Source organism: Cellulomonas pakistanensis (genome assembly GCF_016862755.1).
GTDB classification, from domain to species: domain Bacteria; phylum Actinomycetota; class Actinomycetes; order Actinomycetales; family Cellulomonadaceae; genus Cellulomonas; species Cellulomonas pakistanensis.
The window spans coordinates 51,374-73,939 of record NZ_BONO01000006.1 but is presented as its reverse complement, the minus strand read 5'-3'; the positions used below and the strand labels follow the sequence as shown (position 1 = coordinate 73,939).

Below are 22,566 nucleotides of genomic sequence, written 5' to 3'. Positions count from 1 at the left end.
CGACCTCGTCGCGACATGACGACCTCGCGGGCCGGCGCGGCCGCCGGCCCCGCGCGCGTCAGAGGCGGCGCGTGATCGCGTCCGCGAAGCGGTCGACCGCCTCCGGCGCCTGCTCGAAGAAGAAGCTCGGCTCGATCAGCTCGAGCTCCAGGACCACCGGGTTCCCCTGGTCGTCCGGGATGAGGTCGACGCGGGTGTACGCGAGCGGCTGCTCGACGCCCGGGACGAGCTGCGGCAGCGCGTCGACGACCCGCTGCCCGAGGGCGAGCTCGGCCTCGGACGCCTCGCGCGGGGTCATGACCTCCTCCTTGTAGAGGACGCCGTCGGTGTCGCCGGCGCGGTACGGGCCCTCGAGCAGCGGGGCCTTGCGCACGGCGTGGGAGAGCTGACCGTCGAAGTAGACCAGCGCGGTCTCGCCGACGGTGTCGACCTGCTTGAGGTACCGCTGCACCATGACGTGCCGGCCGGCGTCGAGCAGGTGCTTCACGTGCTGGATGGCCAGGGCGCGGGACGGGGTCTCGTCGGCGGCGTACCGGCCGGTGTCGCGGGAGCCGGCGCTGATCGTCGGCTTGATGACGAAGTCGCCGAACGCCGGGAACCGGGTGTGGATGGCGCGGGCGTTGAACTTGCGGGCGGGGTCCATCCAGATCGTCGGCACGATCGGCAGGCCGGCCGCCTCGAGGGCGCGCTGGTAGATCTTGTCGACGTTCCAGGTGAGCACCTGGGCCGGGTTGATCAGCGTCGACGCCTGGGCCACCCGCTGGGTCCACCAGCGGAAGTCGCGCGGGTGCTCGGTGTAGTCCCAGGTCGACCGCACGACGACGGCGTCGTACGACGACCAGTCGACGTCCCCGGCGTTCCAGACGGGCGACTCGACCTCGAGGCCCCGGTCCCGCAGCGCCGTCACGAGCGGCGCGTCGTCGGGGTCGAGGTCCGGGAGGGCGGCGCAGGTGGCGAGGGCGATGCGAGTGGTCACCCTGGGCAGACTACCCACGCGCCCCGGCGGACGGCTCGGGCTGCCCCGCCGCCCGGCTGGGCACGGCGTCCTGCGCGCCGTCGACGAGCCGGTGCAGCGCCGCCAGCACGCCCGGCGCGTCGAGCTCGCCGACGACCCGGTCGCCCTCGTGCACGGGCACCCGGCCGGTCGGCTCGGCGGCCAGGGCGGCGAACGCGGCGTCCAGCGGGTCGCCCACCCGGAGCACGGCGGACCGCGCGCGCCCGTTCGCGGACACGGGCCCGGCTCCCCCGGCGGGCTGCAGGTCCCGCGGCTCGACCCGGCCGAGGGCCAGGAGGCGCACGGCCGCGCCGGTGCCCACGAGGTCGGCGACCGCGGGGCTCGCGGGCGCCGCGAGCAGCCGCACGGGGTCGGACAGCTGCTCGAGGTGGCCGCCGCGGCTGAGCACGGCGACGCGGTCCGCGAGCCGGACCGCCTCGTCGACGTCGTGGGTGACGAGCATCACGGTGGTGCCGAGCTCGTCCTTGATCCGGCGGAACTCGGTCTGCAGCCGGCGGCGGCCCACGGGGTCGACGGCGCCGAACGGCTCGTCCATCAGGAGCACGGGCGGGTCGGTGGCCAGCGCGCGGGCGACGCCGACGCGCTGCCGCTCGCCGCCGGACAGCTCGTGCGGGTAGCGGCGCGCGTACCGGTCGGGCGCGAGGCCGACCAGCTCGAGCAGCTCGCGGGTGCGGGCGCGCGTCCGGTTCCGGTCCCAGCCGAGCAGCCTCGGGACCGTGCCGACGTTCTGCTCGACGGTGCGGTGCGGGAACAGCCCGACGTTCTGGATGACGTAGCCGATCCGCCGGCGCAGGGCGACCGCGTCGACGTCGGTCACGTCCTCGCCGTCCAGGAGGATCCGGCCGGACGTGGGCTCGACGAGGCGGTTCGCCATCCGCAGGGTCGTCGACTTGCCGCAGCCGGAGGGCCCGACGAGGGCGAGCAGCTCGTGCTCCCGGACCTCGAGGGACAGGTCGCCGACCGCGACGGTCCCGTCGGCGTACGCCTTGCGCACGTGGTCGAACGCGATCGCGGTGGCCATCCGACGACCGTACCCGCGGCCGCCGACACGCGCGCACCGGTCGCCGCGGGCGCGTGTCGGACGGCACCGGTAGCGTCGTGCCGGTGATCAGCCTCGAGAACGCGGGGACGGCCGCCGCGCGCGTCGTGGCGGCCGCCGGCGACCCCGCGGCGAACCCCTGGCTGTCCTGGGACTACGTCCGGCGCAACTGGGGCGACATCTCCCGCGCGCTCGAGCAGCACGCGAGCCTCACCGTCCAGGCCGTGCTCATCGCCTGCGCGATCGCCGTGCCGCTGGGGATGCTCGCGCACCTGCGCCCGCGGCTCGCGGCCCCCATCGTCGGCGCCAGCAGCGTGCTCTACACGATCCCGTCGCTCGCGCTGTTCACCGTGCTCGTGCCGTGGACCGGCATCGGCCGCACGCCCGTGCTGATCGGCCTGGTGGTGTACGCGCTCCTCGTGCTGGTGCGCAACGTGCTGGTCGGCCTGGGCGGCGTGGACGAGAGCGTCCGGGACGCGGCGCGCGGGCTGGGCTACGGCCGGTTCCGGCTGCTGCTGACGGTCGAGCTGCCGAACGCCGTGCCCGCGATCGTCGCCGGGGTGCGGCTCGCCACGGTGACCACCGTGGCGCTCGTGACCGTGGGCGTCGTCGTCGGCTACGGCGGTCTGGGCCAGCTCATGTTCCGCGGCTTCCGCAACAACCAGTACCACGCGGAGATCCTCACGGCGACGCTCCTCTGCCTGGCGCTGGCGCTCATGCTCGACCTGCTGCTCTGGCTGGTCGGCCGCGCGGTGACGCCCTGGGCCCGGCGCGGGCGGGAGGCCTGACGTGGACGTGCTGCAGGAGGCGGTCGCCTGGCTCAACGACCCGCTCAACTGGACCGGCCGCGACGGCGTGCTGGCGCTCACCGCCGACCACCTGCGGATCAGCGCGCTGGCCGTGCTGCTCGCCGCGGTGGTCGCCCTGCCGCTCGGCGTCTGGCTGGGCCACCGGCGCCGCGGCGGCGTCGTCACGGTGGTCGCCGCCAACACGTCGCGCGCGCTGCCCACGTTCGCCCTGCTGACGATCTTCGCCTCGACCGGACTGTTCGGGGCGACCGCCACCGTGCTCGCGGTCGCCGTGTTCGCGGTGCCGCCGATCCTCAGCAACACCTTCACCGGGCTGATGGAGGTGGACGCCGACGTCCGGGACGCCGCGCGGGGCGTCGGCCTGTCCGGCGCCCGGTCGCTCGCGCAGGTCGAGCTGCCGCTCGCGCTGCCGCTCGTCGGCGCCGGGCTGCGCACCGCGACCACGCAGGTGCTGGCGACCGTCCCGCTCGCCGCGCTGGTCGGCGGGTCGAGCCTCGGCTCCATCATCGTCGAGGGCATGGCGCTCCAGCGGTACGGGCAGGTCGTCGCCGGCGCGGTGCTCGTCGCGGGGCTGTGCCTCGTGATCGAGGCCGTCCTCGCCGCCGTCCAGCGCGCGCTGACGCCGGCGCCGATGCGAGCCCGGACCGGCCGGCTCCGGCGCCGCCCCGCCCGCACCCCCGCCGACCCGGCGGACGACCCGGCCGCCGGCCCCGCACCCGAGCCCAGCAGGACGTGACCAGATCGTGACCGCGACGACCGCCCCCGGCGGTTGCCGCACCCGGACGTCCGCGGTCGGATGAGCGACGGACGCCCGACCCCGCACCCCACCGACCCCGCACCCCACCGACCCCGCACCCCACCGCACCGCGCACCCGTCCGGCGCGCGGCACGCTCCGAACACCGTGTGCCCACCCGAGACCAGAGGACCCGCACATGAACGCACGTCGCACCACCCTCCCCGCCGCCGCTGCCGGCCTGCTGCTCCTGCTCGCGGCCTGCGGCGACCCGGGCTCCGGCGGAGGCACCGCCGACCCCACCTCGGGCGGCGACGCGAGCGGCACGGTCTGCGAGCCCGTCGCGGGCGACCAGCTCGTGGTGCTCGAGGACGACCAGGGCCTGCAGAACGCCGACAACGTCATCCCGGCGGTCAACGCCGCCGCGGCCGAGGCGGACCCGAACCTCCTCCCGCTGCTCGACAGCGTGTCCGCGGCGCTCGACACCGACAAGCTGATCCAGCTGAACAAGGCCGTCGACATCGACCGGCAGACGTCGAGCGAGGCGGCGCAGCAGTTCGTCGAGGCCGAGGGCCTCGCGGCGGAGGACGCCTCCGTGGGCGCCGGGAAGAGCGTCGTGATCGGCGCGGCGAACTTCTCGGAGAGCGCCACGCTGTCCGAGATCTACGCCGGCGTCCTGCGCTCCGCGGGCTACACCGCCGAGGTGCAGACCATCGGCAACCGCGAGACCTACCTGCCGGCGCTGCAGAGCGGCCAGATCACGCTGACCCCGGAGTACGCGGCGACGCTGGCCGAGTTCCTCAACACCTCCGCCAACGGCGCGGACGCGGAGCCGGTCGCGAGCGGCGACCCGGACGAGACGGTCGCGGCGCTGACCGAGCTCGGCGCCGGCGCGGACCTGGTGTTCGGCGAGGTGTCGGCCGCGCAGGACCAGAACGCGTTCGCGGTGACCTCGGAGTTCGCCGAGGAGTACGACGTCGCCACGCTGTCGGAGCTCGCCGACGCGTGCGGCGGCGGCGTGGTGCTCGCCGGTCCGGCCGAGTGCCCGGAGCGGCCGTTCTGCCAGATCGGCCTCGAGGAGACCTACGGCATCACCGTCAGCGAGTTCGCGTCGTACGACTTCGGCCTGATCGGCGACGCCGTGCGCCAGGGCGAGGCCTCGATCGGCCTGGTCCTGTCGAGCGACGGCTCGCTCGCGAGCTGACCCACCCGGCGCCCGACCCGGGCGCCGCACGACGAGAGGGGCGGGACCGCGACGGTCCCGCCCCTCTCGTCGTCCTCTCGCGCCTCGCGCCCGGGCGGCTCAGAGCCCGGCGGTCTCCAGCAGCCGGAGCCAGACCTCGCTCACCGTCGGGTACGCCGGCACGGCGTGCCACAGCCGGTCGACCGGCACCTCGCCGGTCACGGCGATCGTCGCCGCCTGCAGCAGCTCCGCCGCGTCCGGCCCGGTGAAGGTGGCCCCGACGATCACGCCGCGGTCCTCGTCGAGCACGACCTGCGCCGTCCCGGAGTAGCCGTCGGCGGCCACCGACGCGCCGGCGACCGACCCGATCGGGTACTGCACCGCCCGCACGCGCAGCCCGGCGTCCCGCGCCTCCTGCTCGCTGCGACCCACCCAGGCCACCTCGGGCCGGGTGAACACGACCTGCGGCACGGCCACGTGGTCCGCGGACGCCCGGTACCGGGTGAAGGCCGCGGCGTCGCGCTCGGCGGCCTGCGCCTCGGCGGCCCCCTCGCCCGGCTGCGCCGAGCCGGCCGAGAACCGCGCGGCCACGACGTCGCCCACGACCCGGGCGTCGTACTTGCCCTGGTGGGTGGTGGCGGTGCGCCCGGTGACGTCGCCGACGGCGAACAGCCAGCCGTCCGCCACGGCGGTGGCCTGCAGCGCGTCGTCGACCGCGACCGGCGCGCCCGGCTCGAGCCCGACCGCCTCCAGCCCCAGGTCGGCGGTGCGCGGGCGCCGGCCCGTGGCGACCAGCACCTCCTCGGCGTGCACCTCGCCCTCGCCCTGCGGGCCGGAGACCGTCAGGTGCACGCCGCGCTCGTCGCGCTCGACCCGGGTCGCGCCGGTGCCGAACCGCAGGTCCACGCCGAGCGCGCGGAGGCCCGCGGCGACCTCGTCGGACGCGAACGGCTCCGCCTTGTCGAGCACCCGGTCGCCGCGGACGAGCAGCGTGACCTCGGCGCCGAGGTCGCGGTACGCCACGGCCATCTCGACGCCGACGACGCCGCCGCCCAGGATCACGAGGCTCGCCGGCACGTCCTTGACCGCGGTCGCCTCGCGGGAGGTCCACGGGCGCGCCTCCGCCAGCCCCGGGATGCCGGGGACCGTCGGCTCGCTCCCGGTCGCCACGATCACGGCGTGCCGGGCGATGACCCGGGTGTCGCCGTCCTCGGCCTCGACGACGAGCTCCTTCGGGCCGGTGAACCGCGCCGTGCCGCGCAGCAGCGCGATGCCCGCCGAGTCGAGCCACTCGACCTGGCCGTGGTCGTCCCAGTGCGAGGTGAACTCGTCCCGGCGCGCGAGCACCGCGGCCGGGTCGAGGGTCCCCTGCACCAGCTCCGCGGCGCCGGGGACGGCGCGCGCCGCCGCGAGCACCGAGCCGGGCCGCAGCAGCGCCTTGGAGGGCATGCACGCCCAGTAGGAGCACTCGCCGCCGACCAGCTCGTGCTCGACCACCAGCACGGACAGCCCGAGGCGCCCGGCGCGGTCGGCCGCGTTCTCCCCCACCGCGCCGGCGCCCAGCACCACCACGTCGTAGGTCACGGTGTCCAGCTGGGCGCCGTCCCCGTCCTGCTCCAGGGTGCGCTCGGTCATGTGCTCGCTCCGTTCCTCCGGGTGCCGCGGTCCGCGGTGCCTCCATCGTGGCCCCGGCCGGGCGTCCTGGCAGGGCGAACGCCGCCGCCCTCGTCACTCGACCGGTCGTCGAAGGCTGTCCTCGATCGGCTGGCTAACAGGTGAATTGAGCCGTTTGTCCGGTTCTAGAGGGGGTGAAACTCGGAGGAAACCGGCTTCCGGGCCGGCCGTGGTGGGACCTTGGATCCATGGACACCGATCCCTGGCGCGTCGAGATCACGGACGCCGACATCCGCGCCGCGAAGCGCGCGTGGATCGCCGCGCGGGACAGCGACGCCACGGACGCCGAGGTGGACCCCCGGTACGAGGACCTGCGCCGCCTGGTCAGCGGCCAGGCGCAGCAGATCGCCGACGTCGTGCGGGCGCGCGTCGCGGCCCGGCGGCGCGCGCAGGCGGACTGACCGCGCCCGCGCGGCCGCACCCGAGCACGCGACCCCCGCCGCACGCCGCGCGCGTGCGACGGGGGTCGCGTCGTGCCCGCCCCGGGGCCGCGGCCGGTCAGTACCGGAAGCGCGAGACCTGCCCCCGCAGGTCCTCCGACATGCGGGCGAGCTCCGCGACGGCCGAGCCCATCTGGTTGAGCGTCTGGGACGACTGGCTCGCGGCCGACGCCACGCCGGTGATGTTGGTGGCGATCTCGCCGGAACCGGTCGCGGCCTCGGCCACCGAGCGGGACATCTCCGTCGTGGTGGCGGTCTGCTCCTCCACCGCGGAGGCGATGGTGAGCTGGTAGTCGTTGATCGACGCGATGATGTGCGAGATCTCCCCGATCGCGCCGACCGCGCCGGTGGTGTCGGCCTGGATGGCCTCGACCCGCCGGGCGATGTCCTCGGTCGCCTTGGCGGTCTCCTGCGCGAGCTCCTTGACCTCGCCCGCCACGACCGCGAAGCCCTTGCCCGCCTCGCCGGCCCGGGCGGCCTCGATCGTCGCGTTCAGCGCGAGCAGGTTCGTCTGCTCCGCGATCGAGGTGATGACCTTGACGACGTTCCCGATCTCCTGGCTGCTGGTGCCCAGCCGCGCGACCTGGTCGTTCGTCGCCGCCGCCGCGTCCGTGGCCTGCCCCGCGACCTTGGCCGCCTGCGAGGCGTTCTGCGCGATCTCGCGGATGCTGGCGCCCATCTGCTCGGCGCCCGCGGCCACGGTCTGCACGTTGCGGGACACCTGCTCGGCCGCCGCGGCGACCACGCCCGCCTGCGCCGACGTCTCGTCCGACCCCGCCACCACCTGGTGCGACGCGGCGGACAGCTCCTCCGCCGCGGCGGCGACCGTCTGCGCCGTGTGCACGACGCCGCTCATCAGGGAGCGGAGCGAGACCTGCGCGTCGTTCAGCGAGCCGGCCATGCGGCCCAGCTCGTCGCGGCTGTCCAGCGGCACCGCGACGGTGAGGTCGCCCTCGCCCATGCTGCGCACGGTGCGCTGCACGGCCGCCAGGTCCCGCACGATCCGGCGGACCAGCAGCACGCCGAGCGCGGCCGCGAGGGCCACGCCCGCCGCGCCGATCGCGATCATCTGCACGGCCGCGGCCCCGGCGTCCGCCGACGCGTCCGCGACGCCGTCGGCCGCGTGCGCCGAGACGGAGTCGGTGAGCGCCTGCATCGCGTCGCCGATCTCGGTGGTGATCCCGCGCACCTCGTCCGCGTAGGCCGCGTGGTACGCCACCGCGCCGTCGTCGGCGACCGGCTGGATGGCGTCGGCCGCGGCCTGGTAGCGGCCGTAGGCGTCCGTCAGCGACGCGTACGCGGCGTCGTCCAGCACGTAGGGCTCGTAGGCCGCGATGTTCTCCAGCGCGTCGGCGTCGAACCCGGCGCGGTCACCCTCGATCGCCGCCCGGTCCTGCGGCGCGACCATGCCGTACTCGAGCACCCGGGCGCGGCTCGCCTGGAACCAGCGCTGCGTGTTCACCAGGTAGGTCTGCGGCTCGATGGCCTCCCGACCGAGCCGGTCGATCGCGGACTCCAGCCCGTTCAGCCGCGCGATGCCGAGGCCGGCCACCGCGACGACCGCCACGGCGAGCAGGCCGAGCACGGCGCCGATGCGGGCGCCCACGGGGGTGTCGGCCAGGAGCCGCCGCGCGCGGGTTCCGGTGGGGGCGGGTGCAGGCATGGCGAAGGTCTCCGTCCGTCGGTGGGGGCGGGCCTCGGCTCGGCCCACCGACCGATCGGTCGGTCTTCCTACCGGGTGAGTGCGCGGACGGGTGAAAGGTGGGACCTTTGGTCGGTCCCGCCGGCGGCGTGCGCCTCGCTCAGCCCTCGACTGCGAGGTGCGGCAGCAGCCCGGTCACCTCGAGCAGGGTCTCGACCGCCGGCCCGATGCCCCGGACCGCGAGCCGCTCCCCCGCCGGCTGCAGCGCCATGACGAGCCCCGCGAGCAGCCCCACCGCCGACGAGTCGGCGAACGTCACCGCGGACATGTCGACGGCCCGCACCTGCGGCAGCGCCGCGGCCAGGTCGGTCCCGCGCGCGCTCTCGACGCCCAGCCGGTCGCGCAGCTCCTCGACGACGGCCACGTCGACCTCGCCGCTCATGAGCAGCAGCGCCGGGTCGGACTCGTCGAGCCAGACGTGGCCGCGCTCGGGCAGCGGCAGGGTCGGGTCGGCGGCGACGGTGTTCGGCACGGTTCCAGTATGGGGCTAGCGCGGCGGCCACCGGCGCAGATCGCCGGGCGGCGGCGCGCCGGACCCGGTCGCGGCCGCGGGTCGCACGGCCTTCCCCGGCGGGCCCCGCGCCCGGCGGCGCGGGTGCGGCGGGCGGGAACGACGAAGGCCCCCGACCGCGTCTCCGCTGGTCGGGGGCCTCCCGAAGTGCGCCATCAGGGACTCGAACCCCGAACCCGCTGATTAAGAGTCAGCTGCTCTGCCAATTGAGCTAATGGCGCAACGAGGAGAAACGTTAGCAGCCCGGCGACGCCGGATGCCAATCGGATCCCCCGCTCAGGGCCCCGACGTGGCGGACGTCACGCCGGGTGCACGTCCGCGGCCGCGTCGGGGTCGACGGGCACGTCGTCCTCGGCGCGCGGGCCCGGTCCCGGGACCTCGCCCTCGTCGTCCTCGCCCTCCCACCACGCGTCCTCCGGCAGCCCCTCGGCCGCCAGGATCGCGGCGGACCGCGGCTCCGCCACGGCCAGGTCGGCCAGCAGCGTCAGCGGCACGTGCTCCGCCAGCAGGTCCATGACGACGCCCGTCGCGTCGTCCCCTGCTCCGCGCTCGCTCTGCACGGCCGCCTGCGTCTCGTCATCCATCACGGCCACCCCCGGGTCGTTCCTGCGCTCATGGGAACACCGCCGCGAGCGGCCGCGCAACACGTGACGCCGAGGGCGAACACCCCGCTCACGAGGTCGCGGCAAGCGCTTCCTCACAGGTAGAGGCCGGTGCCCTGCCCCCCGTCCCGGGGCTCGGCGACCGCGTGCACGTCCTTCTCCCGGAGCAGCAGGTACGTCTGCGCCTCGAGCTCGACCTCGGCCCGATCGTCGGGGTCGAACAGCACCCGGTCGCCCACGGCGACCTGCCGCACGTGCTGGCCCGCCGCGACGACCGCGCCCCAGGTCAGCCGCTTGCCGACGGCCGCCGTCGCGGGGATCACGATGCCGGCCGTGGACCGGCGCTCGGACGCGTCGGCGTCCAGCTGCACCAGCAGCCGGTCGTTGAGCATCCGGATCGGCAGCTCGGGGCGGGGGCTCTCGGGGCGCTGTGCGGTCACGGGGCAGACGGTACCGCCGGGCCGTCGTACGCTGACGGGCGCCCGCACCGCACCAAGGAGACGCCATGCCCCGCCTCGCCGTCGGCGACACCGCCCCGGACTTCACGCTGCCGACCGCCGACGGGGGCACGCTGACCCTGTCCGACCTGCGGGGCCGGGGCGTCGTCGTGTACTTCTACCCCGCCGCCGGCACGCCCGGCTGCACCAAGCAGGCGTGCGACTTCCGGGACAACCTGGCCTCGCTCCAGGCGCACGGCTACGCGGTGGTCGGGGTCTCGCCCGACGGTCCGGAGAAGCTCGCCGCGTTCGCCGAGGAGGAGGCGCTGACCTTCCCCCTGGTGTCCGACCCCGACAAGCAGGTGCTCGACGCGTGGGGCGCGTGGGGCGAGAAGTCGCTCTACGGCAAGACCGTCACCGGCGTCATCCGCTCCACGGTCGTGCTCGACCCCGAGGGCGCCGTGCGGCTCGCGCAGTACAACGTCAAGGCCACGGGTCACGTCGCGAAGCTGCGCCGGGACCTCGGCATCGACTGACGACGCCGCAGCAGGACCCCCGGGCCGCCGCCCGGGGCAGCGCGGGAGTGGTGTAACGGCAGCCACGCCAGGTTTAGGTCCTGGTGCCCGAGAGGGCGTGCGGGTTCGAATCCCGTCTCCCGCACCGTCGCCCGGCGTCGCGCCGTCACCCGGACGCGCGACCGCCGGTCCCCGTCCGTGTGACGCCCCGCCGTTGTCCTCAACCTCCCGGCGCGACGCTCGACCGTGAGAGCGGGGCGTGACGCGCCCCGCGCGGGCGACGGCGGCTGCGGCGAGTGCGACGAGAGGCCGAGCATGACCGTCACGGACGACCGGACCGCGAGCACGCGGGCGACCCGCGCGGAGGGCACGGCGGCCGGCGGGGTGCCCCGGCCTCGCACGTCGCCGGAGGCAGCGGCTGCCGGACCGACGGCGGGCGCCCCGGCACCCGGGCACCGCCGCGGCCTGGGCTTCACCGCGAAGATCCTCCTCACGGTCGCGGCCGGGCTGGCCATGACGCTGCTGCTGGGGGTGGTCGCGGTCCTGGCGCTGCGGTCGAGCACCGCCACGACCGAGCGCATGTACGACGAGTACGTCACCGGGATGGCGCTGGCCAGCGACGTCCGCTCGCAGCTCGCCGCCGCCCAGGAGCTGGGCGACAAGCAGCGGGAGGCGCTCGAGAACACCGACCCGTTCCAGGCCGAGGGGCTCGGCGAGGACCGGGACGAGGCCGCGCGGGCGACCCTCGACCGGTTCGCCGACTACCTCGCGATGCCGGGACTCACCGAGGACCAGCTCGCGGCCGCGGACGTCGTCGAGCGCTCGCTGACGACGTTCCAGGGCCTCGACGGCCCCGACGCCAGCGCAGTCACCTCGGCGCGCGTGGCCACCGAGCGCATCGACGAGCTCATCGCGATCGACGCCGGCCGTGCGGAGCGCGCGCAGGCGGCCGCCGCGGCGTCGGGCGATCGCAGCACCCTCGTGGTCCTGGTGGCGCTGGTGCTCGCCGCCGTCGCGCCCACCGCCGTCGGGATCGTCGTCGCGCGCCGGCTCAGCCGCCGGCTGGACCGCGTCGCCACGGCCGCGCAGGCCCTGGCGGGCGGCGACCTCACGGTCCGCAGCGAGGTGTCCGGCGGGGACGAGATCGGCCGCACCGCCGCCGCCCTCGACACCGCGACCGCGGCTCTCCGGGACACCGTCGCCGGCATCGTGGCGACCGCCCGCACGGTCGCCGACGCGGCGGACCGGCTCGACGGGTCGGCGCAGCGCGCCGTCGAGGGGTCGGACCGGGCCTCCGAGCAGGCCGGGGTCGTCGCGTCCGCCGCGGGCCAGGTCAACCACGACGTGCAGACGGTCGCCGCCGGCGCCGAGCAGATGGGCGCCTCCATCCGCGAGATCGCGCAGAACGCCGCGGAGGCGGCGCGGGTCGCCGGGCGGGCGACGGAGGCCGCCGCGACGACCAACGCGCAGGTGACCAGGCTGGGCACGTCGTCCGCCGAGATCGGCAACGTGGTCAAGGTCATCACGTCGATCGCGGAGCAGACGAACCTGCTCGCCCTCAACGCCACCATCGAGGCCGCCCGCGCCGGCGAGGCGGGCAAGGGGTTCGCGGTCGTCGCCGGCGAGGTGAAGGAGCTCGCGTCCGAGACGGCCCGCGCCACGGAGGACATCGCCCGCCGGGTCGAGGCGATCCAGCGCGACACCGAGGGCGCCGTCGCGGCGATCGCCGAGATCGGCCAGATCATCGCGACGATCGACGACTACCAGACGACGATCGCGTCCGCGGTCGAGGAGCAGACGGCCACCACCTCGGAGATGTCCCGCTCGGTGCACGACGCGGCGACCGGCTCGGGCGAGATCGCGTCGACCATCACGGGCGTCGCGGACGCCACCGCCGGCAGCACCGCCGTGCTGGGGGAGATGAGCACGTCGATCGCCGAGCTCGCACGGATGGCGGACGACCTGCGGACCCGCGTGGCGCAGTTCCGGCACTGACGGCCGGCGTCCGGGGCCGAGAGGCACGCCGACCCGCGGCCGGCGCCCGGCCCCGGACGCACGACGCCCCCGCACGCTGCTCGCGTGCGGGGGCGTCGCCGGTCCTGCGTGCGCTCGGGTCAGCTCTGCGCCGCCCCGGCCGCGGCGATCTGCGCGCGGACGTCGTCCATGTCCAGCGCCTTGACCGCGTCGACCACCTGCTCGAGGGCCGGGGCCGGGAGGGCGCCCGCCTGGTTGAACACCAGGATGCCCTCGCGGAAGGCCATCAGGGTCGGGATCGACGTGATCTGCAGCTCGGCCGCCAGCTGCTGCTCGGCCTCGGTGTCGACCTTCGCGTGCACGACGTCGGTGTGGTTCTCCGACGACTGCTCGAAGATCGGTCCGAAGCGCTTGCACGGCCCGCACCAGTCCGCCCAGAAGTCCACGAGCACGATGTCGTTCTCGGTGATGGTCTTCTGGATGGTGTCGGCCGTCAGCTCGGTCGTTGCCATCAGTCGCCTCCTGTTGTCGATGTGACGCCAGTAGAGCGCCCGGACCCCGCCCAGTATTCCCGCGGCCGCGCGGGTGCGCCGCCCGGAGCCGGGGGTGCGCCGCCCGGGGCCGCGGGGGTGCGCCGCCCGGGACCGCCGGGTGACCGCGGCCCGCCACCGCGCGTCGGGCTGCACCGCCACCCCGGCCCGGGGTACAACTGCGAGGTGACCGACACGGCTGACCTGCCCCGCGAGCCCGAGCGCCCCTCCGGGTGGCTGAGCCCCGAGGGCATCGCGGCGGCGCGCCGCTCGCTCCCCCTGCTCTACGTCGACGCCGTCCCCGTGCGGGTCGACGACTCCGGCGACGTGGTCGGGGTCGGCCTGCTGCTGCGGGTCACGCCCGAGGGCGTGATGTCCCGCGCGCTCGTCTCCGGCCGCGTGATGTACCACGAGCGGGTGCGCGACGCGCTGCTCCGGCACATCGAGAAGGACCTGGGCCCGGTGGCGCTGCCGCAGGTGCCGCCCACCCCGCAGCCGTTCACCGTCGCGGAGTACTTCCCGACGCCGGGCGTGACGCCGTACCACGACCCGCGCCAGCACGCGGTGTCCCTCGCGTACGTCGTGCCCGTGACCGGCGACTGCCGGCCGCAGCAGGACGCGCTCGACCTGGCCTGGCTGACGCCCGAGGAGGCGTGCAGCGAGCAGGTGCAGGTCGAGATGAACGGCGGTCAGGGCCTGCTGCTGCGCCAGGCGATGGCGCACGTCGGCCGGATGCCCTGAGGGCGGGGCCGTGACCGCGGAGGCCGGCGTGCGGACGCGCGGCGCGCTGCTCGTGGCCGCGCGCGGGCTGCACGCGCTGGTGGCGCTGGCCGCCGCGACCGGCATCGGGCTGGAGCTGTCCCGGGTGTTCACCGAGGGCCCCGGCGACGCCGGCACCACGACCGAGCGCCTCGTCCGCCTGCTCTCCTACTTCACGATCCAGTCGAACGTCCTGGTCCTGCTCGCGTCGGCGCTGCTCGCCGTGCGCCCGGGGCGCTCCGGCCGCGTCATGGCGGTCCTGCAGCTCGACGCCCTGTTGTGCATCGCCGTCACCGGGGTGGTCTACCACGCGGTGCTCGCCGGCGAGGGGCTGGCGCTGACGCCCAGCGGCGAGGCAGCGAACCTGCTGCTGCACACCGTGACGCCCGTCGGCGCCTGGGTCGCGTGGCTGCTGGTCGGGCCGCGGCCGCGGTTCCGGTGGTCGACGGTCGGGTGGTCCGTGCTCTACCCCGTGGTCTGGATCGGGTACACGTTCGTCCGTGGGGCGGCGACGGGTTGGTACCCGTACCCGTTCCTCGACGTTGCCGCGCTGGGCACGGCGACGGCCGCCCGCAACACGGCCCTGGTGGCGGCCGGGTTCCTGGCGCTGGCGGTCGTGGTGCGCGGCGTGGAGCGCGTCCTGCCGGCCACCCCGGCCCCGACGGCGGACGCCGGCCCGGCCGCGCCCGGGGCGTCGGCCGCCGAGACCCACTGATCCGGCCGAGACCCACGCCCGCGACCGGGTGACTCGGCGGAATCAGTGGGTCTCGGCGCACGGCACCGCACGCGCGGGCACGTGCCGGGGCCGCAGCTACAGCTCGAACGACGGCCAGTCCGCCAGGTCCGCCCGCATCGCGCGGTCGTGCGTCGCCACGACGACCGCCGCGGACGTCAGCCGCAGCGCCTCCGTGAGCTCGTCGACCAGCGCGATCGACAGGTGGTTCGTCGGCTCGTCCAGGAGCAGCACGTGCGGCGCCGCGACCAGCGCGGCCGCGAGCTCGAACCGCCGCCGCTGCCCCACCGACAGCTCGCCGAGCGGCCGGTCCAGGTCCTCCTCCTCGAGCAGCCCGAGGGCCGCGACCGGCAGCACGTGCGCGGGGTCCAGCGCCCCCGACGACAGCAGGTCGAGCGCACGCCGCGCGGCCGCCTCGAACCCCGTGGTCCGGAGCCGCGCCGGGCTGTCGTCGTCCTGCACCAGCACGCCCAGGCGCACGCCGGGCGCGACCGAGCGGTGGCCCCGGTCCAGCGGCGTCCGCCCGGCGAGCGCCGCCAGCAGCGTCGACTTGCCCGCGCCGTTCGCGCCCGTCACCAGCAGGCGGCCCGCCGGCGGCAGCTCGACCCGCACGCCCGGCAGGTCCAGCCGGCCCTCGACCCGCGGCGCGCGCAGCTCGAGCAGCGGCCCGCCCGCGTACCCGGCGGGGATGCTCGGCAGGTCGGGGAACGCCAGCGCGGGCGGCGGCACCGGCACCTCGACGGCCTCGGCCTCGAGCTTCTGCACCAGCCGGTCGGCCGCCTTCACGTGGATCCGCGCGCGGGTGCCGCGGCGGTGCTTCTGCGAGCCCTTCGGCGGCCGCCACTCGTCGGACAGCCCCTCGTAGGACTCGTCGAGCCGCTGCGCGAGCTTCGCCGCGCGCTTGCGCTCCTGGGCGTACCGGGCGCGCCACCGGCGCAGCGCCTGGTCCTTCTGGAACCGGTAGGTGGCGTACCGGGTCGCCCCGTAGAGCACCGGCCGGCCGTCCATCGACGGGTCGAGGTCGAGGATGGCCGTCATCACGTCGTCCAGCAGGCGCCGGTCGTGCGTGACGATGACGACGACGCCCGGCCACTCCTGCAGCTGCGCGGTCAGGTACTCGATGCCGCCGACGTCCAGGTGGTTCGTCGGCTCGTCCAGCAGCAGGACGTCCGCCCGCTCCGCCACGTGGCACGCGAGCCGCGCGCGGTACGCCTCCCCCACGCTGAGCGTGTCGAGCCGCCGGGCGTGGTCGCGCGGCGCGCCGAACCGGGTCAGCGCCTCGTCCACCCGGCGGTCGACGTCCCACGCCGCGAGCCGGTCGACCGCCGCGATGGCGTCGCTCAGCGCCGCGAGGTCGCCGCCCTCGTGGTCGAAGCCGGCGACGACCTCGTCCAGCCGGGCCGCCGCCGCGCGCACGTGGGTCGCGGTGCGGCGGACCAGGTCGCCGATCGTCGACCCGGGCGCCACGTCGAGCTCCTGCTGCACGACCGACACCGACCCCGACCGCCGGACCTCGCCGGCGGTGGGCGCGAGGTCGCCCGCGAGCAGCCGGAGCAGGGTCGTCTTGCCCGCGCCGTTCTCGCCGACGACCCCGACCCGGTCGCCCGCGGACGCGGACACCCCGACGCCGTCGAGGACCGGCCGCCCCGGGTACCCGAAGGTGAGGCCGTCCGCGACCAGGTGGACGTCAGGCACGCGGCTCCCGGGCGAGCACGGCGACGACGGCGGGCACCAGCGCGCGGAACGCCTGCCCGCGGTGCGAGATGCGGTTCTTCTCGTCCGGGGTCAGCTCGGCGCAGGTGAGGTCGCCGCCCGCCGGGACCAGGACCGGGTCGTACCCGAACCCGTGCTCGCCGCGCGGCGCGGTGGCGAGGGTGCCGACGAGGTGGCCGAGCTCGACGTGCTCCTCGCCGTCCGGGGTGACCAGCGCGGCGGCGCAGGTGAACCGCGCCGCCCGGTGCTCGGGGGCGATGTCGGACAGCTGCGCCAGGAGCAGGTCGAGGTTGGCGCGGTCGTCGCCGTGCCGGCCCGACCACCGCGCCGAGAAGATGCCGGGCGCACCGCCGAGCACGTCGACCGACAGCCCGGAGTCGTCCGCGACCGCGGGCAGGCCCGTGTGCTTCGCGAGGGCGCGGGCCTTGATCAGCGCGTTCTCCGCGAACGTGACGCCGTCCTCGACGGGCTCGGGCGCGCCGACGTCGCGGGCGCCGACCACCGAGTCCGGGTCGAGGCCGGGCAGCGCGGGCACCAGGATCGCGCGCAGCTCGCCGAGCTTGTGCGCGTTGTGGGTGGCGAGGACCAGGCGGGCCGGGCCGGTCACGCGGTCACCGCCGCGCCCGCCGCCGCACCGCCGCGCACCGTCACGGTCTCGCCCGCGGGCAGGGCCAGCACCTCGCGCTGCACGCGCGCGAGCTCGGACGTGCCGACGAGGGCCAGGTCGAGCAGCGAGTCGAGCTCCGCGCGGTCGAACGGCGCGTGCTCCGCGGTGCCCTGCACCTCGACGAAGCTGCCCGAGCCGGTGACGACGACGTTCATGTCGGTGTCCGCGCGCACGTCCTCCTCGTAGGGCAGGTCGAGCACCGGGCGCCCGCCGACGACGCCGACGCTGACCGCCGCCACCGAGTCGCGGAGCACGACCTTGCGGCCGTCGACCGCGCCCTGGGCGATGCCCCACGCGACGGCGTCCGCGAGCGCCACGTAGGCGCCGGTGACGGAGGCGGTGCGGGTGCCGCCGTCGGCCTGCAGGACGTCGCAGTCGAGCACGATCGTGTTCTCGCCGAGCGCGGCGACGTCGATGATCGCGCGCAGCGACCGGCCGATCAGCCGGGAGATCTCGTGCGTGCGGCCGCCGACCTTGCCGCGGACGGACTCGCGGTCGGAGCGCGAGCTCGTGGCGCGGGGCAGCATCGCGTACTCGGCGGTCACCCAGCCCTCGCCGGAGCCCTTGCGCCAGCGCGGCACGCCGGCCGTGAACGACGCCACGCACAGCACCTTGGTGCCGCCGAACTCGACCAGCACGCTGCCCTCGCCCGCGTCCAGGTAGCGGCGGGTGATCGCGATCGGGCGGAGCTCGTCGGCGGCGCGGCCGTCGCCGCGGGGGGTGCTGGTGCGGCCGGCGGCGGGCACGGCGGAGGCGGGGACGGCGTCGGAGGTCATCCCCCGAGGGTAACGACACCGCCCGGGCGCGGCGGAACGGCCACGACCCGGCCGCGGGGCGTCAGAGCGCGACGACCGTCCCGGGCCGGGCCAGGTCGAGCGGCCCGTCGTACGCGGCGGCGGCCTCGGCGAGGCTCTCCGCCGGGTCGTTCCACGCCACCAGGTGGGTGAGCAGCAGCCGCCGGGAGCCGTTGCGCTGCGCCGCCTGCGCCGCGCGCCGGGCGGTCAGGTGCACGCCGCGCGGGGCGTCCGGGGTCGTCTCCAGGTACGCCGCCTCGGCGAGCAGCAGGTCCGCGTCGGCGGCGAGCGCGTCGAGGCCCGGGCAGTCGTCGGTGTCGCCGGTGTACGCGAGCGTCACCGTGCGGGCCGGGTCGGTCTCGGACGGCCCGGTGACCCGGAAGCCGAACGCGGGCACCGGGTGCTCGACCGGCACGGGCTCGATGGTCAGCGGCCCGACGGTGACGGGCTCCCCCGCGCGCCACGTGCCCAGCGCGAGGTGGTCGGCCGTGCTCGTCGCGGGGTCGTGCCCGGACAGCTGCGCCAGGCGCTCGCGCACGCCCTCGGGGCCGTGCAGCGGCAGCGGCGTCGGGCGGGCGCCCCGCGGGTCGTAGCGGAGCATCACGCCCAGCACCACGACGTCGGCGACGTGGTCGGCGTGCAGGTGGCTGATCGCGACCGCGTCCAGGTCGGCCGGGGCCAGGTGCCGCTGCAGCGGGCCGAGCGCGCCGTTGCCGAGGTCGAGCAGGACGTTCCAGGTGCGGGTGCCGCCGGCGCCGTCCGGGCCCTCGGCCTGCACCAGGTAGCACGACGCCGCCGAGTCGGGGCCGGGGAACGAGCCGGCGCTGCCGACGACCACGAGCCTCATCCGCGGGCCCCTTCCGCATGCGTGTCGGCGCACCGACGTCCGCCGGCGGCCCAGGGAGCCATGATGCCGTGCGGGGCGCCGCGCCGGGCGGCGGTCGGTCCCGGGCGTGACGTGTCGCTCGTCACGCGGCGGCGCGGGCGTCGGTGGATCCACCGGGACGGACCCGCCGGGGCGCGTCGGCGCCGGTGGATCCACCCGGCCCCGGGCGCCGTCAGCGCAGCGCGCCGCGCGCCTCCACGTGCCGCACCTCGGGCCCCAGGAACCGCCGGGCCAGCGTCGCGAACGAGTCCGGGTCGCCGGTCGCGAGGAACCGGTGCTCCGGCGGCCCGGCGGCCGGGTCGCGCTCCAGGTCGTGCGCCACCAGCTGGCGGTACACGTCCTTGGCGGTCTCCTCGGCGGACGACACCAGGGTCACGTCCTCGCCCATGACGTACGAGATGACGCCGGTGAGCAGCGGGTAGTGCGTGCAGCCCAGCACGAGGGTGTCGACACCCGCCTCCTTGACCGGGTGCAGGTACTCCTCGGCGACGCTCAGCAGCTCCGGTCCGGACGTGACGCCCGCCTCGACGAACTCCACGAACCGCGGGCACGCCTGCGTCGTCACGTGCACGCCGGGCGCCACGGCGAAGGCGTCCTCGTACGACCGCGACTGCACGGTCGACGCGGTGGCGATCACGCCGATCTTCCCGGTCCGGGTCGCGGCGACGGCGCGGCGCGCGGCGGGCAGGATCACCTCGACCACCGGCAGGCCGCGGCGCAGCGTGTACCGCTCCCGGGCGTCGCGCAGCACGGCGGACGACGCGGTGTTGCAGGCGATGACCAGCATCTTCACGCCGGCGTCGACCAGGTCGTCCATCACCTCGAGCGCGTGCGCGCGGACCGCCGCCAGCGGCTTGGTGCCGTACGGGGTGTTGAGGGTGTCGCCGATGTAGAGCACCGACTCGTGCGGGAGCTGGTCGATGATCGCCCGCGCGTTGGTGAGACCACCCACCCCCGAGTCGAAGATCCCGATGGGTGCGTCGTTCACGGCACCGATCCTAGTCCCGGGCGCCGAGCGCGCCCGGCAGGTCGGCGAGCAGGCACGCCATCAGGGTCTCCTGCCACCAGCCGAGCGCGAGGAACACCGAGCCCAGGTACTGCCGCGCCTGCCCCTCGGCGTCCGCGGGGCGCCCGTGGACGACGTCCCGCTCCAGGCGCTCGCTCGCCTCCTCGTCGGTGACGCCGAGCCGCTCGCCGAGCACCAGCCGGACGTCGGTGAGCGTGGCCGCGAGCGCCGGGGCGCGGTCCTTCGCGACCCGGACGACGGCGACGGCCTCGTGCCGGCCGCGGTCGCGGCGGCGCCGGCGGGGCGGCTCGTCGTCGGCCGCCGCGGCGTCCGGGGGCTCCTCCCCCGGTGCGCCGTGGCCGAGCGCCTCGACCGTCAGCGCGTCGAACAGCACCGCGAGCCGGTCGATCTTCTGCTGCCGCAGGTCGTCCTCGGTCAGCCGGCGGAACTCCGCCGCGACATCGGCGTCGTCGCGGGACGCGTCGGGCAGCAGCCGGTGCACGGCCGGGTCGTCGGGCGCGGGCAGCGGGTCGAGCCGGAGCCGCATCGCGAGCGCGGCGGGGTCGTCGGGGCCGCCGGACGCGTCGGGCTGCGGCCGCGCGCTGCCGGTCTCCCGCGCGCGGTCCTCGAACCGCCCGCCGCCGAGCAGCTCGGCCACGTCCGCGACCACCGTCGCGAGCACCTCGCGCTCGCCCGGGTCCACCTCCGCGACCAGGTGGTCGCCCTCCCGCCGGAACGCCCGCACCTAGGCGTCGCTCCGCTGCAGCGTGGCCCACAGACCGAACGAGTGCATGGCCTGCACGTCCACCTCCATCTGCTCACGGTTGCCCGTCGACACCGCGGACCGGCCCTCCTCGTGCACCTCGAGCATGAGCTTCTCCGCCGTGGCCTGCGGGTACCCGAAGTACGAGCGGAACACGTAGGTGACGTAGGACATGAGGTTGACGGGGTCGTTCCACACGATCGTGACCCAGGCGTCGGCGAGCTCCCCGTCGGCGCGGGTCGTCTCCTCGGGTGCGGTCTCCACGGACACCCGACCACTGTAGGTGCCGTCGGCGACGGGCCCGGACCCGCGCCGGCCTCGCGCCGCGGCGGCGCGCAGCCGCAGGTCGCCGCATACGGTGTGGCCATGACCTCGAGCACCGCGCTGCTGACCGACCGGTACGAGCTGACCATGCTGCAGGGCGCCCTCGCCGACGGGACCGCCGACCGCCGGTGCGTCTTCGAGGTGTTCACGCGCCGCCTCCCCCACGGCCGCCGGTACGGCGTGCTCGCCGGCACCGGGCGCGTGCTGGAGGCGCTGGCCGACTTCCGGTTCGGCGCCGAGGAGCTCGACTGGCTGGCCCGCGAGCGCGTCGTCGACGACGCCACGCTGGAGTACCTGTCGACCTACCGGTTCACGGGCTCGGTGCGCGGGTACGCCGAGGGCGAGATGTTCTTCCCGCACTCCCCCGTGCTGACTGTCGAGGGCACGTTCGCCGAGGCCGTGCTGCTCGAGACGGTCGTGCTGTCGGTCCTCAACTACGACTCGGCGATCGCGTCGGCCGCGTCCCGCATGACGAGCGCCGCGATCGGCCGGCCGGTGCTGGAGATGGGCGCGCGCCGGGCGCACGAGCAGGCCGCCGTCGCCGCCGCGCGGGCCGCCGCCGTCGCCGGGTTCGCCGGGACCTCGAACCTGGAGGCCGGCCGCCGGTACGGGCTGCCGACGATCGGCACCGCCGCGCACGCGTTCACGCTGCTGCACGACGACGAGGAGGCCGCTTTCGCCGCGCAGGTCGCCTCGTCGGGGCCGGGCACGACGCTGCTGGTCGACACCTACGACGTCCGGCGCGGCGTCGAGCGGGCGGTCGCGGCGGCCGGCACCGGGCTCGGCGCCGTGCGGCTCGACTCGGGCGACCTCGGGGTGCTCGCGCAGGAGGTCCGGGCGCAGCTCGACGGGCTCGGGGCGCACGGCACGAAGATCGTCGTCACCTCGGACCTGGACGAGTACGCCATCGCGTCGCTCGCCGTGGCGCCGGTCGACACGTACGGCGTCGGCACCTCGCTCGTCACCGGCTCCGGGGCGCCGACCTGCGGCATGGTCTACAAGCTCGTCGCCCGGGAGGGGTCGGACGGCCGGCTGGCCCCGGTGGCGAAGGCGTCGACGTCGAAGGGGTCGGTCGGCGGCCGCAAGTCGGCCGCGCGCCGGCTGGACGGCGACGGCCGGGCCGTCGAGGAGGTCGTGGTCGGCGGCGACGACGCCGCGGTGCGCGCCTGGACGCCGGACGCCGACGACCTGCGGGCGCTGGTCGTGCCGCTGGTGATCGACGGTGAGGTCTGCCCGGGCTGGACCGGCGCCGAGGGCGTGACGGCCGCCGCGGCGCGGCACGCGGCGTCCCGGGACGAGCTCCCCCGCGGCGCCCGGCGGCTCTCCGCGGACGAGGCGGCGATCCCGACGGTGACGCTCACGGTCTAACCCTCGGCCCCGCACACGACGGCGCCCGCGCTCCCCGAGGGGTGCGCGGGCGCCGTCGGGCGTCGTGCGGTGCGTTAGACGCGGGCCTTGCCCCGGCGCAGCAGGCCGAGGATCAGGCTGACGACGAGCACGGCGATACCGATCCAGATGAGGATCTTCGCGGCCTCGACGGCCACGCCGACGATCAGCAGGACGGCACCGATGATGATGAGGATCAGCCACGTGGGCATCTGACGGCTCCCTTTCGCTTGCGTCATCGCGTCACCGGGGGGTGGACGCGCTGGTCACGGGGAAGACCATGGCACCGATCCTGAGGTTCGGCACGTCGAACGCCCGGGTTGCGGAACGGACGACCGGTGGTACGTCCGGGCCGCTGACCTGCGGTTTC

25 protein-coding genes and 2 tRNA genes are annotated in these 22,566 nt (G+C 76.0%); 10 read left to right on the top strand and 17 right to left on the bottom strand.

From position 1 onward, the window contains the following. Positions 1 to 58 precede the first annotated feature (58 nt). Complete coding sequence (locus tag Cpa01nite_RS05670) at positions 59 to 976, bottom strand: ATP-grasp domain-containing protein (RefSeq protein WP_308439351.1); 918 nt, start codon at positions 974 to 976, stop codon at positions 59 to 61. A gap of 10 nt (positions 977 to 986) precedes the next feature. Further along, positions 987 to 2,036: an ABC transporter ATP-binding protein gene (locus Cpa01nite_RS05665; RefSeq protein ID WP_203667772.1), complete on the bottom strand. Its 1,050-nt coding sequence runs from the start codon at positions 2,034 to 2,036 to the stop codon at positions 987 to 989. A gap of 86 nt (positions 2,037 to 2,122) precedes the next feature. On the opposite strand from Cpa01nite_RS05665, the gene Cpa01nite_RS05660 reads away from it, so the two are divergent. The 3 genes from Cpa01nite_RS05660 (at position 2,123) to Cpa01nite_RS05650 (ending at position 4,801) form a co-directional block, all read left to right on the top strand. Next, on the top strand, positions 2,123 to 2,842 hold the full coding sequence (locus Cpa01nite_RS05660) for an ABC transporter permease (RefSeq protein WP_373307334.1): 720 nt from the start codon (positions 2,123 to 2,125) through the stop codon (positions 2,840 to 2,842). 1 nt (position 2,843) lies between these two features. Then, positions 2,844 to 3,599 carry an ABC transporter permease gene (locus Cpa01nite_RS05655; RefSeq protein ID WP_203667771.1) on the top strand — a complete coding sequence of 252 codons (756 nt, stop codon included), beginning with the start codon at positions 2,844 to 2,846 and terminating at the stop codon, positions 3,597 to 3,599. A 197-nt stretch (positions 3,600 to 3,796) separates the two neighbouring features. Further along, positions 3,797 to 4,801, top strand: coding sequence for a glycine betaine ABC transporter substrate-binding protein (locus tag Cpa01nite_RS05650; protein ID WP_203667770.1), 1,005 nt, complete (start codon positions 3,797 to 3,799; stop codon positions 4,799 to 4,801). A 99-nt stretch (positions 4,802 to 4,900) separates the two neighbouring features. Here Cpa01nite_RS05650 and Cpa01nite_RS05645 read toward each other — a convergent pair whose 3' ends face one another. Beyond that, the gene (locus tag Cpa01nite_RS05645) at positions 4,901 to 6,415 is read right to left on the bottom strand and encodes a dihydrolipoyl dehydrogenase family protein (RefSeq protein ID WP_203667769.1); all 1,515 of its coding nucleotides are present in this window, start codon (positions 6,413 to 6,415) and stop codon (positions 4,901 to 4,903) included. Between the two features lie 227 nt (positions 6,416 to 6,642). On the opposite strand from Cpa01nite_RS05645, the gene Cpa01nite_RS05640 reads away from it, so the two are divergent. Continuing rightward, entirely contained in the window at positions 6,643 to 6,855 is a 213-nt protein-coding gene (locus Cpa01nite_RS05640; RefSeq protein ID WP_203667768.1) for a hypothetical protein, read from the top strand. A 97-nt stretch (positions 6,856 to 6,952) separates the two neighbouring features. Here Cpa01nite_RS05640 and Cpa01nite_RS05635 read toward each other — a convergent pair whose 3' ends face one another. The 5 genes from Cpa01nite_RS05635 to Cpa01nite_RS05615 form a co-directional block, all read right to left on the bottom strand. Further along, the gene (locus tag Cpa01nite_RS05635) at positions 6,953 to 8,557 is read right to left on the bottom strand and encodes a methyl-accepting chemotaxis protein (RefSeq protein ID WP_203667767.1); all 1,605 of its coding nucleotides are present in this window, start codon (positions 8,555 to 8,557) and stop codon (positions 6,953 to 6,955) included. Between the two features lie 139 nt (positions 8,558 to 8,696). Continuing rightward, positions 8,697 to 9,068 carry an STAS domain-containing protein gene (locus Cpa01nite_RS05630; protein WP_203667766.1) on the bottom strand — a complete coding sequence of 124 codons (372 nt, stop codon included), beginning with the start codon at positions 9,066 to 9,068 and terminating at the stop codon, positions 8,697 to 8,699. Positions 9,069 to 9,255: 187 nt separating this feature from the next. Further along, positions 9,256 to 9,328 (bottom strand) — tRNA-Lys (locus Cpa01nite_RS05625). A 78-nt stretch (positions 9,329 to 9,406) separates the two neighbouring features. Further along, on the bottom strand, positions 9,407 to 9,691 hold the full coding sequence (locus Cpa01nite_RS05620) for a hypothetical protein (RefSeq protein WP_203667765.1): 285 nt from the start codon (positions 9,689 to 9,691) through the stop codon (positions 9,407 to 9,409). 113 nt (positions 9,692 to 9,804) lie between these two features. Next, positions 9,805 to 10,101, bottom strand: a complete 297-nt coding sequence (locus Cpa01nite_RS05615; RefSeq protein WP_203667849.1) for a GroES family chaperonin — start codon at positions 10,099 to 10,101, stop codon at positions 9,805 to 9,807. Between the two features lie 113 nt (positions 10,102 to 10,214). Between Cpa01nite_RS05615 and bcp the strand changes: the two genes are divergently transcribed. From bcp to Cpa01nite_RS05600, 3 genes are all read left to right on the top strand, one after another. Continuing rightward, complete coding sequence (gene bcp / locus Cpa01nite_RS05610; RefSeq protein ID WP_203667764.1) at positions 10,215 to 10,682, top strand: thioredoxin-dependent thiol peroxidase; 468 nt, start codon at positions 10,215 to 10,217, stop codon at positions 10,680 to 10,682. A gap of 41 nt (positions 10,683 to 10,723) precedes the next feature. Continuing rightward, positions 10,724 to 10,806, top strand: a tRNA-Leu gene (locus tag Cpa01nite_RS05605). A gap of 170 nt (positions 10,807 to 10,976) precedes the next feature. Next, positions 10,977 to 12,656: a methyl-accepting chemotaxis protein gene (locus Cpa01nite_RS05600; RefSeq protein WP_239068554.1), complete on the top strand. Its 1,680-nt coding sequence runs from the start codon at positions 10,977 to 10,979 to the stop codon at positions 12,654 to 12,656. A gap of 119 nt (positions 12,657 to 12,775) precedes the next feature. Here Cpa01nite_RS05600 and trxA read toward each other — a convergent pair whose 3' ends face one another. Then, positions 12,776 to 13,147 (bottom strand): thioredoxin, encoded by a 372-nt coding sequence (gene trxA, locus Cpa01nite_RS05595; RefSeq protein WP_203667763.1) that lies wholly within the window; start codon positions 13,145 to 13,147, stop codon positions 12,776 to 12,778. Positions 13,148 to 13,351: 204 nt separating this feature from the next. Between trxA and Cpa01nite_RS05590 the strand changes: the two genes are divergently transcribed. Continuing rightward, positions 13,352 to 13,906 carry an NUDIX hydrolase family protein gene (locus Cpa01nite_RS05590; protein ID WP_203667762.1) on the top strand — a complete coding sequence of 185 codons (555 nt, stop codon included), beginning with the start codon at positions 13,352 to 13,354 and terminating at the stop codon, positions 13,904 to 13,906. A 10-nt stretch (positions 13,907 to 13,916) separates the two neighbouring features. After that, positions 13,917 to 14,639 carry a Pr6Pr family membrane protein gene (locus Cpa01nite_RS05585; protein WP_239068553.1) on the top strand — a complete coding sequence of 241 codons (723 nt, stop codon included), beginning with the start codon at positions 13,917 to 13,919 and terminating at the stop codon, positions 14,637 to 14,639. A 96-nt stretch (positions 14,640 to 14,735) separates the two neighbouring features. Here the strand turns inward: Cpa01nite_RS05585 and Cpa01nite_RS05580 are convergent, their stop codons facing one another. From Cpa01nite_RS05580 to clpS, 7 genes are all read right to left on the bottom strand, one after another. Then, complete coding sequence (locus tag Cpa01nite_RS05580; protein ID WP_203667761.1) at positions 14,736 to 16,352, bottom strand: ABC-F family ATP-binding cassette domain-containing protein; 1,617 nt, start codon at positions 16,350 to 16,352, stop codon at positions 14,736 to 14,738. Further along, a complete protein-coding gene (gene rdgB, locus Cpa01nite_RS05575) occupies positions 16,345 to 16,977 on the bottom strand; it encodes an RdgB/HAM1 family non-canonical purine NTP pyrophosphatase (protein ID WP_203667760.1) in 633 nt (210 codons plus the stop codon). The genes Cpa01nite_RS05580 and rdgB overlap by 8 nt, the downstream gene beginning before the upstream one ends. Next, positions 16,974 to 17,813 carry a ribonuclease PH gene (rph, locus tag Cpa01nite_RS05570; RefSeq protein ID WP_203667759.1) on the bottom strand — a complete coding sequence of 280 codons (840 nt, stop codon included), beginning with the start codon at positions 17,811 to 17,813 and terminating at the stop codon, positions 16,974 to 16,976. Before rph ends, rdgB begins: the two co-directional genes overlap by 4 nt. Before the next feature lie 61 nt (positions 17,814 to 17,874). Further along, positions 17,875 to 18,678: an MBL fold metallo-hydrolase gene (locus tag Cpa01nite_RS05565; RefSeq protein ID WP_203667758.1), complete on the bottom strand. Its 804-nt coding sequence runs from the start codon at positions 18,676 to 18,678 to the stop codon at positions 17,875 to 17,877. A 211-nt stretch (positions 18,679 to 18,889) separates the two neighbouring features. Next, positions 18,890 to 19,705 (bottom strand): glutamate racemase, encoded by an 816-nt coding sequence (gene murI, locus Cpa01nite_RS05560; RefSeq protein ID WP_203667757.1) that lies wholly within the window; start codon positions 19,703 to 19,705, stop codon positions 18,890 to 18,892. A gap of 10 nt (positions 19,706 to 19,715) precedes the next feature. Then, a complete protein-coding gene (locus Cpa01nite_RS05555; protein ID WP_203667756.1) occupies positions 19,716 to 20,468 on the bottom strand; it encodes a DUF2017 family protein in 753 nt (250 codons plus the stop codon). Then, positions 20,469 to 20,756, bottom strand: a complete 288-nt coding sequence (gene clpS, locus Cpa01nite_RS05550; RefSeq protein WP_239068552.1) for an ATP-dependent Clp protease adapter ClpS — start codon at positions 20,754 to 20,756, stop codon at positions 20,469 to 20,471. A gap of 96 nt (positions 20,757 to 20,852) precedes the next feature. On the opposite strand from clpS, the gene Cpa01nite_RS05545 reads away from it, so the two are divergent. After that, entirely contained in the window at positions 20,853 to 22,178 is a 1,326-nt protein-coding gene (locus Cpa01nite_RS05545; RefSeq protein ID WP_203667755.1) for a nicotinate phosphoribosyltransferase, read from the top strand. Between the two features lie 74 nt (positions 22,179 to 22,252). Here the strand turns inward: Cpa01nite_RS05545 and Cpa01nite_RS05540 are convergent, their stop codons facing one another. Next, a complete protein-coding gene (locus Cpa01nite_RS05540) occupies positions 22,253 to 22,408 on the bottom strand; it encodes a hypothetical protein (protein ID WP_168217007.1) in 156 nt (51 codons plus the stop codon). Between the last annotated feature and the right edge of the window lie 158 nt (positions 22,409 to 22,566).

Coding starts and splice junctions, on each gene's coding strand:
- bcp (WP_203667764.1), top strand. CDS start 10,215: ATGCCCCGCCTCGCCGTCGGCGACACCGCCCCGGACTTCACGCTGCCG.
- Cpa01nite_RS05545 (WP_203667755.1), top strand. CDS start 20,853: ATGACCTCGAGCACCGCGCTGCTGACCGACCGGTACGAGCTGACCATG.
- Cpa01nite_RS05650 (WP_203667770.1), top strand. CDS start 3,797: ATGAACGCACGTCGCACCACCCTCCCCGCCGCCGCTGCCGGCCTGCTG.
- Cpa01nite_RS05665 (WP_203667772.1), bottom strand. CDS start 2,036: ATGGCCACCGCGATCGCGTTCGACCACGTGCGCAAGGCGTACGCCGAC.
- rph (WP_203667759.1), bottom strand. CDS start 17,813: ATGACCTCCGACGCCGTCCCCGCCTCCGCCGTGCCCGCCGCCGGCCGC.
- Cpa01nite_RS05540 (WP_168217007.1), bottom strand. CDS start 22,408: ATGCCCACGTGGCTGATCCTCATCATCATCGGTGCCGTCCTGCTGATC.
- Cpa01nite_RS05565 (WP_203667758.1), bottom strand. CDS start 18,678: ATGAGGCTCGTGGTCGTCGGCAGCGCCGGCTCGTTCCCCGGCCCCGAC.
- Cpa01nite_RS05600 (WP_239068554.1), top strand. CDS start 10,977: ATGACCGTCACGGACGACCGGACCGCGAGCACGCGGGCGACCCGCGCG.
- Cpa01nite_RS05635 (WP_203667767.1), bottom strand. CDS start 8,557: ATGCCTGCACCCGCCCCCACCGGAACCCGCGCGCGGCGGCTCCTGGCC.
- Cpa01nite_RS05620 (WP_203667765.1), bottom strand. CDS start 9,691: ATGGATGACGAGACGCAGGCGGCCGTGCAGAGCGAGCGCGGAGCAGGG.
- Cpa01nite_RS05645 (WP_203667769.1), bottom strand. CDS start 6,415: ATGACCGAGCGCACCCTGGAGCAGGACGGGGACGGCGCCCAGCTGGAC.
- trxA (WP_203667763.1), bottom strand. CDS start 13,147: ATGGCAACGACCGAGCTGACGGCCGACACCATCCAGAAGACCATCACC.
- Cpa01nite_RS05640 (WP_203667768.1), top strand. CDS start 6,643: ATGGACACCGATCCCTGGCGCGTCGAGATCACGGACGCCGACATCCGC.
- Cpa01nite_RS05615 (WP_203667849.1), bottom strand. CDS start 10,101: ATGCTCAACGACCGGCTGCTGGTGCAGCTGGACGCCGACGCGTCCGAG.